At 68.8% G+C, this 12354-nt stretch carries 14 protein-coding genes and 1 riboswitch; of the genes, 11 read left to right on the top strand and 3 right to left on the bottom strand.

The genetic code is table 11. The annotated features are described in order from the left end of the window. The first annotated feature begins 25 nt into the window (after positions 1-25). The 4 genes from ACFO60_RS39125 to ACFO60_RS39110 are packed head-to-tail and all read left to right on the top strand — an operon-like array spanning position 26 to position 3933. Positions 26-967, top strand: coding sequence for an ABC transporter permease (locus ACFO60_RS39125; protein WP_380852000.1), 942 nt, complete (start codon positions 26-28; stop codon positions 965-967). Beyond that, positions 960-1880, top strand: coding sequence for an ABC transporter permease (locus tag ACFO60_RS39120; RefSeq protein WP_380851997.1), 921 nt, complete (start codon positions 960-962; stop codon positions 1878-1880). The genes ACFO60_RS39125 and ACFO60_RS39120 overlap by 8 nt, the downstream gene beginning before the upstream one ends. 15 nt (positions 1881-1895) lie before the next feature. Further along, a complete protein-coding gene (locus tag ACFO60_RS39115) occupies positions 1896-2933 on the top strand; it encodes an ABC transporter ATP-binding protein (RefSeq protein ID WP_380851994.1) in 1038 nt (345 codons plus the stop codon). Beyond that, positions 2917-3933 carry an ABC transporter ATP-binding protein gene (locus tag ACFO60_RS39110; RefSeq protein ID WP_380851991.1) on the top strand — a complete coding sequence of 339 codons (1017 nt, stop codon included), beginning with the start codon at positions 2917-2919 and terminating at the stop codon, positions 3931-3933. The genes ACFO60_RS39115 and ACFO60_RS39110 overlap by 17 nt, the downstream gene beginning before the upstream one ends. A 91-nt stretch (positions 3934-4024) precedes the next feature. Here ACFO60_RS39110 and ACFO60_RS39105 read toward each other — a convergent pair whose 3' ends face one another. Then, positions 4025-4450, bottom strand: coding sequence for a hypothetical protein (locus ACFO60_RS39105; RefSeq protein WP_380851988.1), 426 nt, complete (start codon positions 4448-4450; stop codon positions 4025-4027). A 196-nt stretch (positions 4451-4646) separates the two neighbouring features. Then, entirely contained in the window at positions 4647-5459 is an 813-nt protein-coding gene (locus ACFO60_RS39100) for an SAM hydrolase/SAM-dependent halogenase family protein (protein WP_380851985.1), read from the bottom strand. A 341-nt stretch (positions 5460-5800) separates the two neighbouring features. On the opposite strand from ACFO60_RS39100, the gene ACFO60_RS39095 reads away from it, so the two are divergent. Continuing rightward, a complete protein-coding gene (locus ACFO60_RS39095; protein ID WP_380851982.1) occupies positions 5801-6115 on the top strand; it encodes a DUF3263 domain-containing protein in 315 nt (104 codons plus the stop codon). Between the two features lie 88 nt (positions 6116-6203). Next, positions 6204-6977 carry a trehalose-phosphatase gene (gene otsB, locus ACFO60_RS39090; RefSeq protein WP_380851979.1) on the top strand — a complete coding sequence of 258 codons (774 nt, stop codon included), beginning with the start codon at positions 6204-6206 and terminating at the stop codon, positions 6975-6977. Between the two features lie 19 nt (positions 6978-6996). Here the strand turns inward: otsB and ACFO60_RS39085 are convergent, their stop codons facing one another. Further along, positions 6997-8424 (bottom strand): alpha,alpha-trehalose-phosphate synthase (UDP-forming), encoded by a 1428-nt coding sequence (locus tag ACFO60_RS39085; RefSeq protein WP_380851976.1) that lies wholly within the window; start codon positions 8422-8424, stop codon positions 6997-6999. 162 nt (positions 8425-8586) lie between these two features. On the opposite strand from ACFO60_RS39085, the gene ACFO60_RS39080 reads away from it, so the two are divergent. From ACFO60_RS39080 to ACFO60_RS39060, 5 genes are all read left to right on the top strand, one after another. After that, complete coding sequence (locus ACFO60_RS39080) at positions 8587-9150, top strand: RNA polymerase sigma factor (protein ID WP_380851973.1); 564 nt, start codon at positions 8587-8589, stop codon at positions 9148-9150. Positions 9151-9401: 251 nt separating this feature from the next. Further along, positions 9402-9568, top strand: a riboswitch (SAM riboswitch). Positions 9569-9582: 14 nt separating this feature from the next. Further along, the gene (gene thrC / locus ACFO60_RS39075; protein WP_380851970.1) at positions 9583-10875 is read left to right on the top strand and encodes a threonine synthase; all 1293 of its coding nucleotides are present in this window, start codon (positions 9583-9585) and stop codon (positions 10873-10875) included. Between the two features lie 13 nt (positions 10876-10888). Further along, on the top strand, positions 10889-11164 hold the full coding sequence (locus ACFO60_RS39070; protein ID WP_380851967.1) for a MoaD/ThiS family protein: 276 nt from the start codon (positions 10889-10891) through the stop codon (positions 11162-11164). A 401-nt stretch (positions 11165-11565) separates the two neighbouring features. Beyond that, the gene (locus tag ACFO60_RS39065) at positions 11566-11766 is read left to right on the top strand and encodes a cold-shock protein (RefSeq protein WP_380851964.1); all 201 of its coding nucleotides are present in this window, start codon (positions 11566-11568) and stop codon (positions 11764-11766) included. 396 nt (positions 11767-12162) lie between these two features. Beyond that, on the top strand, positions 12163-12354 hold a 192-nt coding region (locus ACFO60_RS39060; RefSeq protein WP_380851961.1), incomplete at its 3' end, for a TCP-1/cpn60 chaperonin family protein.

Here is a 12354-nt window from a genome sequence, read left to right as displayed (position 1 = left end):
CCCTTTGTAATGATCGGGAGACTAGATGGGCCGCTACGTCATCAGGCGCCTTCTCCAGGCGATCCCTGTGCTGTTGGGCACCACATTCCTCATCTTCGCCATCGTCTACGCGCTGCCGGGTGACCCCCTTCAGGCGCTGGCCGGCGAGAAGCGCGTAGACCCGGTGTTCGCGGCGGCACTCCGGGAGCAGTTCCACCTCAACGACCCCCTCATCGTCCGGTACGGCTACTACCTCCGTGACATCGTGAGCGGGAATTTCGGCACCACCTTCCGCGGGTTGCCGGTCTCCACCATCTTCGAGGGCAAGTTCCAGGTCACCTTCAAGCTGGCCTTCACCGCCCTGGTCTTCGAGGCGATCATCGGCATCGGCCTCGGCCTGTGGGCGGCGCTCCGCCGCGGCAGGTGGGAGGACAAGGCCGTCCTGGCGGTCACTCTGCTGATGGTGTCCATCCCCACGCTGGTCAGCGGCTTCGTGCTTCAGCTGGTGCTCGGTGTGAAGCTCAAGCAGAGCACGGGCATCGCCTTCTTCCCGGTGGCCGGCGTGCAGGACGGGTTCCGCAGCTACGTCCTGCCAGGTTTCGTCCTCGCCATGATCTCCATCGCCTATCTCACCCGGCTCACCCGGACGAGCCTGATGGAGACGCTGCGCGCCGACTACGTCCGCACGGCCATCGCCAAGGGGATGCCCAGACGGCGGGTGCTGGGGCGGCACGCCCTGCGGAACTCACTGATCCCGCTGGTGACCTATCTGGGTGCCGACCTCGGCACGCTGATGGGCGGCGCGGTGATCACCGAGACCATCTTCAACCTGCCGGGCATCGGCCAGCAGCTCTTCCAGTCGGTGTACCTGCGCGAGAACTCCGTCGTGGTGGGCATCGTGACGGTCCTGGTCCTGATCTACATCGTGGCCAACCTCGTCGTCGATCTCCTGTACGCCGTCCTCGACCCCAGGATCCGCTATGAGTAACGACACCGTTCCTTCGCTGGCCCCGGCGCAAGCCGCCGGCCCGGCCAAGGAGAGCAAGCCGGCGAGCCTGTGGTCGGACGCGTGGTACGACCTGCGACGCAACCCCGTGTTCATCATCGGCGCCGCCATGCTGGTGCTGCTCGTCGCCATCTCGGCCTTCCCCTCCCTGTTCGACACCGTCGGGGTGGAGCCGTCGACCTGCTCGCTGGCGCAGGCGCGCAAGGGCATCACGAGCGAGCACTGGTTCGGCACCGACAACCTCGGCTGTGACGTCTACTCCCGGGTCATCTGGGGCGCCAGGGTATCGATCATCGTCGGGTTCGTGAGCGCCATCGTCACCGCCGTCCTCGGCGGTGCCCTCGGCCTGCTCGGCGGCTTCTACGGACGCTGGGTGGACGTGCTCCTCTCGCGCGTCGCCGAGATCTTCTTCGCGATCCCCTCCATCCTCGGCGCCCTGCTGATCCTGGCGGTCATCGGACGCGACAACGCCGGCATCGGCAGCGTCGTGCTCGCCCTGTCCCTGCTCGCCTGGCCGATGATCCTGCGCATCATGCGGGCGGCGGTCATCACGGCCAAGCACCAGGACTACGTGATGGCGGCACGCGCCCTCGGGGCGGGCCCCGGGCGGATCATGATTCGGCACATCCTGCCGAACGCGGTCGCGCCGGTCATCGTGGTGTCGACGATCAACCTCGGGGCGTTCATCGCCGCCGAGGCGGCCCTGTCCTTCCTCGGCGTGGGCATCCAGTCGCCGCAGATCTCCTGGGGCCTGATGATCGCGGACGCGCGGAACCGCTTCCTGGAGGCGCCGCTTCCGCTGCTGTTCCCGGCGCTGTTCCTCAGCCTGACCATCCTCAGCGTCGTCATGCTGGGTGACGCGGTCCGCGACGCGCTAGACCCGAAGCTGCGGTAGGAGAGGGCACCGAAGGTGAATAACCCGTCAATCGACACCCACCCGCTGGAAGCGGACGCCGCGCGCGAGCCCCTGCTGGTGGTGGACAACCTGCATGTGGAGTTCGCCACGCGACAGGGCGTGGTGCGGGCCGTGAACGGCGTGAGCTACACGGTGAACGCAGGGGAGTCCCTGGCCGTGCTGGGCGAGTCGGGCTCGGGCAAGTCGGTGACCGCCCAGGCCATCATGGGCATCCTCGACATGCCTCCCGCCCGGATCCCCAAGGGCGAGGTCCGCTTCCGCGGCACCGACATGCTGAAGCTCTCCGACCAGGCCCGCAGCCAGATCCGCGGCCAGCAGATCGCGATGATCTTCCAGGACGCCCTGTCCGCGCTGAACCCGGTGTTCACCGTGGGCTGGCAGATCAGCGAGATGTTCCGCGTCCACCGCGGCATGTCCAAGCGCGACGGCATGAAGAAGGCCGTCGAGCTGATGGACCGCGTGCGCATCCCCGCCGCGAAGCAGCGCGTCAACGACTACCCGCACCAGTTCTCCGGCGGCATGCGCCAGCGCATCATGATCGCGATGTCGATCGCGCTGGACCCCGAGGTGCTGATCGCGGACGAGCCGACGACCGCGCTCGACGTGACGGTGCAGGCGCAGATCATGGAGCTGCTCGCCGAGCTTCAGCGCGAGAGCAACATGGGCCTGATCCTGATCACCCACGACCTCGGCGTCGTCGCGGACGTGGCCGACAAGATCGCGGTCATGTACGGCGGCCGCATCGTGGAGAGCGCCCCGGTCCACGACGTCTACAAGAACCCCGGGCACCCGTACTCCAAGGGCCTGCTCGACTCGATTCCCCGGGTCGACATGAAGGGCCAGGAGCTCTACGCCATCAAGGGGCTCCCGCCGAACCTGCTCAACATGCCTTCGGGTTGTGCCTTCCACCCCCGCTGCCCGTACCGTCGCGACAACTGCGTGACCGACGTGCCTCCGCTGTACGAGATCAGCGGGACGCGCGGTAGCGCCTGCCACTACTACCGGGAGGTCCTCGATGGCACCCTCGGGTGAGCGGATCCTCGAGGTTCGTGACCTGGTCAAGCACTTTCCGTTGACCCAGGGCATCGTTCTCAAGCGCCAGATCGGCGCGATCAAGGCGGTGGACGGGGTCTCCTTCGACCTGCATCGCGGCGAGACGCTCGGCGTCGTCGGCGAGTCTGGCTGTGGCAAGTCCACGCTCGCCAAGCTGCTGATGGCGCTGGAGCGGCCCACCTCGGGGCAGGTGAAGATCAACGGCACCGACATGACCAAGGCGCACGGGGGAGACCTCAAGCGGATGCGCCGCAACATCCAGATGGTCATGCAGGACCCGTACACCTCACTGAACCCGCGCATGACGGTCGGCGACATCATCGGGGAGCCGTACGAGATCCACTCCGAGGTGGCACCCAAGGGCGACCGCCGCAGGAAGGTGCAGGAACTGCTGGAAGTGGTCGGCCTCAACCCCGAGCACATCAACCGGTACCCGCACCAGTTCTCGGGCGGCCAGCGGCAGCGCATCGGCATCGCCCGGGGCCTGGCGCTGCAGCCCGAGATCATCATCTGCGACGAGCCGGTCTCGGCGCTCGACGTGTCGATCCAGGCACAGGTGATGAACCTGCTCGAGCGGTTGCAGGAGGAGTTCAACCTCGCCTACATCTTCATCGCCCACGACCTGTCGGTCGTCCGGCACATCTCCGACCGCGTCGCGGTGATGTACCTGGGCAAGGTCGTGGAGCTGGGCAAGGACGAGGGGATCTACGAGCGGCCTGCCCACCCGTACACCCAGGCGCTGCTGTCGGCCGTCCCTGTCCCCGACCCCGAGGGCCGCGAGAACCGCGAGCGGATCATCCTGCAGGGCGACCCGCCGTCGCCGGCCGACCCGCCCTCTGGCTGCCGCTTCCGCACGCGGTGCTGGAAGGCGCAGGACATCTGCGCCGAGCAGGAGCCGCTGCTGGAGGTCCGCGCGGGCGGGCACCTCAGCGCGTGCCACTTCGCCGAGGCCTACGACATCATCCACGCCACTTCCTAGCCCAGGGCGTCATGGAACCGAGGAGCCCTTCACGGACGTGCCGTGGGGGTTTCTCGGTCATGGCAGGGCGCGGCGGCCGTCGCCGGGCGGGTCAGCGGCGGCCGGCGGGCGAGGGGGCGGCGCCCGCGCCCGCCGCGCCGTTCGGTCCGGCCTCGCTGTTGAGCCCCGCGGAGCTCTTGAGCCCTGTTGCGGCGCTCTGAGGCGCGTCGGCGGCGGCGATCGCGTTGGCTCGGCTGTCAGTGTTGTTGCCGCCACCGGAACTGGCGATCACGCGGGTGCCCAGCCCGGTGTTCAGGTCCCCGTTGACGCCGAGGTCCAGGTCGGTGTCCACATCGAGGTCGGTGTCGACGTCGGCATCGATGTCGGTGTCCGCATCGATGTCCGTGTCGGTCCCGGTGCCGATGTGATCGCCCCGCTGGATTCCGGCGGACGAGGCGCTCTGGGCGCAGGCCGCGGCGGTCGGCACGACGACGGCGATGGCGGCGCAGGCAGAGGTGATCAGAAGACGGCGAATCATGTCGTTCCCCCCAAGGAAACCCGTCGCGGCGCCCCTGTTTCGGGTGCCCCTGGAAACAGAGGCCTTTGAGCAAGAGCCGCCTGCGGTCGGATAACTACGCTATGTGATCATTTTGTCAGTACCCACGGCCGGAACACATGTACGGGCGCTGAGCGGTCAGGGGATGGCAATGATTGCGAGTCTTCGTCGCACGCGGTCAGAGGTCGGCGCCTCGCGCCACGCGCACGTGGGCGCCCGGCGGCAGGCCGAGCCGCTCGGCGGCGTCGCCGGAGCGCACCGCGAAGGTGATGCGCCCCGCCGAGTCGACGAACGCGACCAGGCCGCCCGGCGGCACGGCGGCGAAGGTGTCGCGCAACGGGATCGTCATCTGCCGCCTGCCCATGGACACCGCCAGGGTGTCCCCGACGTGGACGCCGATCGACGCGAGGTCCTCTCCGGTCACGGAGAGCTGCACGTTGCCGTAGCGGTCGAGCGAGAGGACCTCGCCGTCGGCCGCCCCCTCGCCCAGCCGGGCCTTCGGCACCGGCAGCGACAACAGGCGGTCGAGGGGGACCTCGGGGCCGACGTCCTCGGGCTTGTGCCCGGCGCACAGCCGCGCCGCCACCGGCGCGTAGATGTCCCGGCCGGGGAAGGCCGGCGACACCGGATTGAGGAACAGCTCCCTGTTCGACAGCTCGTAGGCCGCCCGGGCGCCTCCCGCGGCCATCAGAGCCCAGGAGAGCAGGCCGTTGTCCGGGCCGACGAACACGCGGGTGCCCGCCTCCACGACGACCGAGCGCCGGGCGCCGGCCGTGGCCGGGTCGACGGCGGCGACGTGCACGCCGTCGGGCAGATATGGCAGCGTCTGGGCGAGGATCGCGGCGCCGCGCCGGATGTCCCCGGCCGGCACCAGGTGGCAGACGTCGATGATCCGTGCCTGCGGGGCGATTCCCACGATCACCCCGTGGCAGGAGCCGACGAAGCCGTCTTCCAGGCCGTAGTCAGTGAGAAGCGTGATGACAGAGGTCACAACTGGTGACTGTACGTCGTTAGAACGCGGTGTCATAGGGGCGCATCCGCAGACGCGGGCAACCTTGTCGATCTCCGTGCTCCGCGGGTCGGATGGTGCATGGTTCTGTCCTGCTACGACCCTTTCGGGGTCGGCTCCGCGGAGGGTGGCCCGGGTCCTCGCGGACCCGGGCCGGCCGGGTCTCCCGAAGTGTCATGAACAGCCGCGAATTCCCGACTACGATTGCCACGGGCCGCACGTGCGCGTCGTGGCTCAGGGTCGCGCTCGCCCGGGTGCCCGTCACATCTCCCCTGCCCGGCCCTCTGTCCACGTCTCCCGTGTACCCGACCGAGGAGGACATCATGGACACCGCACCCGATCGTGGTGACAGCGATCCCGAGGAACCGTCCGTCCCCCCGGCTCCGGGCGGGCTGACCGAGCGAGAACGCGAGCTGCTGGCCTTCGAGCGTCAGTGGTGGCGTTACGCGGGCGCCAAGGAGCAGGCGATCCGCGATGCCTTCGACATCTCCTCGACCCGTTACTACCAACTGCTCGGCCGGCTCGTCGACCGGCCGGAGGCCATGGCGTTCGACCCTCTCACGGTCAAGCGGCTGCGGCGGCTGCGGGCCTCGCGGCAGCGCGAACGGGCGGCCCGGCGCCTCGGCATGCGTCCGTGATCCGCGGGGTAGTGCTCAACGCGTGACTCATGATGTATTGCCGGACATAGCCGGATTAGCGGCGATCAAGGCCGATCCCCGACGGGCCGTGATCGGGCTGGACTTCGACGGCACGCTGGCGCCGATCGTCCTCGACCCCGCCGACGCCCGAGTCGACCCGCACGCGGCCGCCGCGCTCGTGCGCCTCGGCGGCCTGGTCGGAGCGGTGGTGATCGTGACCGGCCGCCCGGCCGCCACCGCCATCGCCTACGGCGAGGTGCCCGGCGGGCCGGGCCTCGCCGACGTTCCCGGGCTCGTGGTGCTCGGCCAGTACGGCCTGGAGCGCTGGGAGAACGGGGTGCTCAGTTCACCGCCGCCTCCGCCCGGCGTCGAACGCGTCCGCGCCGAGCTGCCCGCCCTGCTGGCCTCCTGCGGTCATCCCGTCAGCGACGGGACCGCGCCCGGGGTGACCGTCGAGGACAAGGGCAGGGCCGTCGCCGTGCACACCCGCAGGGCCGCCGACCCCGAGGCGAGCCTGCGGGCGCTTCGCGAGCCGCTGGCCAAGCTCGCCGCCGAGACCGGCATGCTGGTCGAGCCGGGGCGCCTGGTGCTGGAGCTGCGGCCCGCGGGGATGGACAAGGGGCACGCCCTCGGGGCGTTCCTCGTGGAGCGCGGGGCCCGGTCGGTGCTGTTCGCCGGGGACGACCTCGGCGACCTCGCCGCCTTCGAGGCCGTCCGGCTCTCGGGCCTGCCCGGCGTGACGGTGTGCAGCGCCTCCGCCGAGGTCACCGCGCTCGCCGACGGCGCCGACCTGATCGTGGAGGGGCCCGCGGGCGTCGCCGCCCTGCTGTCGGCCCTGTCGGACGCCCTGTCCCCGAAGTGACCCTGCGGGTCGCCCCCGGTCAGCGTTCGAGGGCGGCGAGCTGGTCGGCGAACCACTGGCGCGGCGGCAGGGCCGTCGCCGCCGCGCGCAGGCGGGCGCCGCGCTTCGCGCGATCCTCCTCGGGGAGCGTCAGCGCGTCGTACAGGGCGTTCGCCGTGCCGGAGACGTCGTAGGGGTTCACCATGAGCGCGTCCGCGCCCAGCTCGGCGGCGGCCCCGGCCTCCCTGGACAGCACCAGCGCGCAGTGGGGCGCGAGGATGGGCCCCTCCTTGGCGACGAGGTTCATGCCGTCGCGGATCGGGTTCACCAGCAGGACGTCCGCCATGCGGTAGGCGGCGAGCGAGCGGGCGTAGTCGTCGTCCACGTTCAGGATCAGCGGATCCCAGTCCTCGCCGGCGAACTCGTCCTCGATCTGCTTGGCGCACCGCTGCACGGCCGCGGTGTACTCGCGGTATTCGGGCAGGTCGTGCCGCGAGGGGTAGGCGAACGCCAGGTGCACGACCTTGCGGTGCCATTCGGGATGATCGGTGAGGAACTGCCGGTACGCCGACAGGCCGCGGACGATGTTCTTGGACAGTTCGGTGCGGTCGATGCGCACGATGAGCTTGCGGTCGCCCACCCGCTCGCGCAACGCGACCATGTGCGACTCGACGTCCGGCTCCAGGGCACGGGCCCACAGCGCGTCGCCGTCGACGCCGAGCGGGTACACCCCGATGCGGGTGGTGCGGCCCTCGTAGGTGATCGTGCCCTGGAGGCGGTCGACCTGGGCGCCGAGCAGCGTCTCGCAGCAGTCCATGAACGCCGCCGCCCAGCGCGCCGTCAGGAAGCCCGCCTGGTCGGCGCCGAGGATGCCGGTCAGCAGTTCTGCGGCGATGTCGTCGGGCAGCAGGGAGAAGTACTCCGGCGGCGCCCATGGGGTGTGGGAGAAGTGGGCGATGCGCAGGTCGGGGCGCTCCACCCGCAGCATCGCCGGGGCGAGGGTGAGGTGGTAGTCCTGGATCATCGCGCGGGCGCCGTGCGCGGCCTCCTCGGCCAGCGCGAGCGCGAACGCGGCGTTGTAGTCCTGGTAGGACTCCCACTCTCTGCGGAAGCGCATGTCGAACTGCGGCGAGTTCGGGGTGTCGTACAGCAGGTGGTTGACGAACCACAGCGTGGAGTTGGCGACCGCGTTGTACGCGCGGTGGAACGTGGCGGGCGGTATGTCCAGCATGCGTACCGGGCCGGTGTCGTAGCCCGCCTGGTCCAGGCGCCCGCCCGGCGCGAGCCGCACGGCGCTGCGGTCGCCGTCGGACAGCGCGGCGCACACCCACAGCACGTTGCCGTCCTTGGCGACCTCCGACAGCCCGGAGACCATGCCGCCTCCGCCGCGGCGCATCGTCAGCGAGCCGTCGTCGGCGAGCGTGAACGACACGGGCCCCCGGTTGGAGGCCAGTAGAACTGTGTTCATCCGCCCATCACACTCCTCGTCCGCGCCGTGGCGGTCGTCCCTCGCCGTTCTTCTCCGTTGTGATGCGCACCTGGCCGCAGATTAATGGAATTTAACCCTCCCAATAAGATGGGTTGGTGGTCAGGTCGGGGCTAGGCACAGGCGGTCGAGAGGGGCTCGGGCATGGCGCTTGACGAGACGACCGAAGAACTGGCCCGCGCGGCCGCCGCCAAGGACCACAGAGCCCTCGGCGAGTTGCTCCGCCGCATCGAGCCGGACGTGCTGCGCCACTGCTCCAGGTTGCTGCCCTACCACCAGGACGCGGAGGAGGCCTGTCAGGATACGCTCCTGGCGGTCGCCCGCAACATCGGCAGGTTCGAAGGGCGGGCGCGTTTTTCCACCTGGTTGCACATCGTCACGACGAACTGCGCCCGCACGACCTACCGCACGCTCAAGCGCCGGGCCGCCGAGCAGACCTCCGAGGAAGTGCCCGACCTGCGGGCCGACCCGCACAGGGTCAGCGTGATCGCCGGGTCGCGGCTCGACCTGCTCGACGCGATGGAGTCGCTGGAGGCCGACAAGCCCGAGCTGGCCCAGGCCCTGGTGCTGCGCGACATCTGCCAGCTCGACTACAACGAGGTGGCCGAGCAGCTCGGCATCCCTCTCGGCACGGCCAAGTCGCGCATCCACCAGGCCCGCAAGTACGTGCAGGCCGCACTCGGCGACGCCTACGGCTGGCCCACCTGACCGCGCCCTCTCCTGACGGGACCCCGCTTACGGCGGGTCCCTCGCCGGCGGCGCCCCTCCCGATCGCGCCTCTGCGGCCGGCCGTCGCCTCGTGCGGCGTGGATCTCTTCTGACCTGCCCGCCTCACGCCGGATTTCTTCTGACGTGCGCTTATGTCTCGTAGAGTGAGACGGACGGCCGAGCGCGCTGATGGGCGAGGTACAGTTCTTTAGGCCCGCTTGTGATAAGAGCGGGACCCGACAACTTCATATTGCTCATCCAGAGGGGTGGAGGGACCGGCCCTGCGAAGCCCCGGCAACCCTCCCGGCTGTGGTCATCCGCGTCTGCCGAACGACGCGGCACTTCAAGACCAGTGAGACCGGCCGGGACAGGTGCCAATTCCGGCCCGTGACCAAGGTGGTCCGGGCGAAGATGAGGGAAAGGCCTCGCTTCATGGCGCTCGCAACAGCTGAGACCACGCCCGCACTCGACTTCGGCCCCGCCGTCGCCCTGTCGTGCCGCGAATGCGGCACCAGGTACGACCTCGGACCGATCTTCGCCTGTGCGGAGTGTTTCGGGCCACTCGAAGTGGCCTACTCCTGGACTGCTCCCGCGGCCGCGGAGGCGACCGTGACCCGGGAGCAGATCGAGTCCGGTCCGACCAACATCTGGCGCTACCGCGGGCTGCTCCCGGTGCCCGGTGACGTCGCTTCCCGGCCCAACCTGGCCCCCGGCTGGACGAAGCTGGTCAAGGCCGACAACCTGGCCCGTGAGCTGGGCCTGCGCAGCCTGCACGTCAAGGACGACTCCGGCAACCCGACCCACTCGTTCAAGGACCGGGTCGTCGCCATCGCGCTGGAGGCCGCCCGCAACTTCGGTTTCCGCACCTTGTCGTGCTCCTCCACGGGCAACCTCGCGGGCGCCGTGGCGGCCGCGGCGGCGCGCGCGGGGCTGGACTCCTGCGTGTTCATCCCGTCCAACCTCGAAGAGGCCAAGATCGTCATGGCCTCGGTGTACGGCGGCCGCCTGGTCGGCATCGAGGGCACCTACGACGACGTCAACCGGTTCTGCTCCGAGCTCATCGGCGACCCGCTGGGCGACAAGTGGGGCTTCGTCAACGTGAACCTGCGGCCGTACTACGCCGAGGGCTCCAAGACCCTGGCCTTCGAGATCGCCGAGCAGCTCGGGTGGCGCGTTCCCGACCAGATCGTCATCCCGGTGGCCTCCGGCTCCCAGCTCACCAAGATCGACAAGGGCTTCAAGGAGCTGATCCGGCTCGGCCTGGTCGAAGACCGGCCCTACAAGATCTTCGGCGCCCAGGCGCAGGGGTGCTCGCCGGTGTCCACGGCCTTCAAGGCGGGGCACGACATCGTGCGGCCGGTCAAGCCCGACACCATCGCCAAGTCGCTCGCCATCGGCAACCCCGCCGACGGGCCGTACGTGCTCGACATCGCCCGCCGCACCGGTGGCGCGGTCGAGGACGTCACCGATGCCGAGGTGGTGGACGCCATCCGGCTGCTGGCGCGCACCGAGGGCGTCTTCGCCGAGACCGCCGGCGGCGTCACCGTCGGTGTTCTCCGCAAACTGGTCGCCAACGGCCTTCTCGATCCGGAGGCCGAGACCGTGGTGCTGAACACTGGAGACGGCCTCAAGACACTCGACGCGGTCTCCGCCGAAGCGAGGCCTACCGCGGTCATCCGTCCCTCGCTCGACGCATTTCGTACGGCTGTCGCCGACAACTCCTGAAAGGGCCAGATTAATGAGCGTTTCTGTGCGGATTCCGACGATTCTTCGCACCTACACCGACGGAGCGTCGGAGGTGAGTGGTGAGGGGGCGACCCTTCGCGAGGTGCTCCAGAAGCTCGACGCCGACTTCCCCGGAATCGGGGCCCGTATTCTGGACGAAACGGGCAAGATCCGCCGTTTTGTCAACGTGTATGTCGGAGAAGAGGATGTCCGATTCGTGGACGGTCTCGACACCGCCACCCCGGAGGGGGCCCACATCTCGGTGATTCCGGCCGTCGCCGGAGGCTGACCTCCGCGGATTCGGCGCCCTTCCGGCGGGCGTGCGGGCCGCTCTGGCCCCACGCCCTTCTCTGGACCCAAAACGCCCATGCGTCCCAGGTGGACGCATGGGCGTCCGCATGCTCGCGAGCGTGCTGAAGGATCGTCGAACTATCATAATAGAAGTGCTTACTGGGCCCTCCGTTAGTGTAATTGTCAACTAACTAAACGCGAGCAAGAAATGGCGGCGTCCCGCTGAGAGCGAACGTCAAGTAGTAGTTTCCTGATTGACTCTGTTGCTTCAACCCTTGCCACAGGTATGGTCGAGAACGATCGACGTAGCCGAGGAGTTCGCATGCGTCTCGGCACCGAAGGTCACGGGCCTCGCGGAGGAGTGGGCGGGGTCCGGAGCCCAGCAAGAGGAGTCGGAAAGTGGCGCAGGGCACCGTCAAATGGTTTAACGCGGACAAGGGCTACGGCTTCATCGCGGTAGACGGTGGTAAGGACGTGTTTGTCCACTACTCAGCGATCATGTCCGAGGGATACCGGTCTCTCGAGCAGGGTCAACGGGTGGAGTTCGAGATCACACAGGGTCAGAAGGGTCCTCAAGCGGAGGCCGTGCGCACTGTGTGACGCGACCGGCGACGTCCGGTCGACGCGAAGATCCACTAGTCTCTCTCAGTCAGTAGCTGGAAGGTTCGGTCTGTCGTGCACCAAGACGGGCCGGGCCTTCCTTCATGTCCCCCTATGCGGCTGTACCGCCTTGCCTGCGGGGACGTACCCAATATTCGGCATACGGTCGGAGAAATCCTTGTGCCGCCCAGGTCATAGGGGTTGTCGCTTGCACTCGACCGGGTAGAGTGCTAAACAGTTCGTTGGCACTCTCCTGTCGAGAGTGACAAACCTGGATCGAGGCGATGGGGCCTGGCGATCCACGGCGACAGGTGCCGTGGGGGCGCGGGTCTAATGCCGTCGCGGGCGTCGGCTCGATCCGATGCAAGCCACCCTGTATCTGGGAGGTCTAGCCGTATGGCAGCCAAGATGATCGCGTTCAACGAGGACGCCCGGCGCGGTCTCGAGCGCGGTATGAACCAGCTCGCCGACGCCGTCAAGGTGACCTTGGGTCCCAAGGGCCGCAACGTCGTGCTGGAGAAGAAGTGGGGCGCTCCCACCATCACCAACGACGGTGTCTCCATCGCCAAGGAGATCGAGCTCGAGGAC

Origin of the sequence: Sphaerisporangium dianthi (assembly GCF_042654065.1) — a bacterium.
Taxonomy (GTDB): domain Bacteria; phylum Actinomycetota; class Actinomycetes; order Streptosporangiales; family Streptosporangiaceae; genus Sphaerisporangium; species Sphaerisporangium dianthi.
The sequence above is the reverse complement of the archived record's forward strand: the minus strand, read 5'-3'. Positions and strand labels throughout refer to the sequence as shown.

Excerpts from the sequence above, each read along its gene's own strand:
- ACFO60_RS39095 (WP_380851982.1), top strand. The coding sequence starts at position 5,801 with ATGGACACCGCACCCGATCGTGGTGACAGCGATCCCGAGGAACCGTCC.
- ACFO60_RS39110 (WP_380851991.1), top strand. The coding sequence starts at position 2,917 with ATGGCACCCTCGGGTGAGCGGATCCTCGAGGTTCGTGACCTGGTCAAG.
- ACFO60_RS39120 (WP_380851997.1), top strand. The coding sequence starts at position 960 with ATGAGTAACGACACCGTTCCTTCGCTGGCCCCGGCGCAAGCCGCCGGC.
- ACFO60_RS39085 (WP_380851976.1), bottom strand. The coding sequence starts at position 8,424 with ATGAACACAGTTCTACTGGCCTCCAACCGGGGGCCCGTGTCGTTCACG.
- ACFO60_RS39125 (WP_380852000.1), top strand. The coding sequence starts at position 26 with ATGGGCCGCTACGTCATCAGGCGCCTTCTCCAGGCGATCCCTGTGCTG.
- ACFO60_RS39070 (WP_380851967.1), top strand. The coding sequence starts at position 10,889 with ATGAGCGTTTCTGTGCGGATTCCGACGATTCTTCGCACCTACACCGAC.
- ACFO60_RS39105 (WP_380851988.1), bottom strand. The coding sequence starts at position 4,450 with ATGATTCGCCGTCTTCTGATCACCTCTGCCTGCGCCGCCATCGCCGTC.
- thrC (WP_380851970.1), top strand. The coding sequence starts at position 9,583 with ATGGCGCTCGCAACAGCTGAGACCACGCCCGCACTCGACTTCGGCCCC.
- ACFO60_RS39080 (WP_380851973.1), top strand. The coding sequence starts at position 8,587 with ATGGCGCTTGACGAGACGACCGAAGAACTGGCCCGCGCGGCCGCCGCC.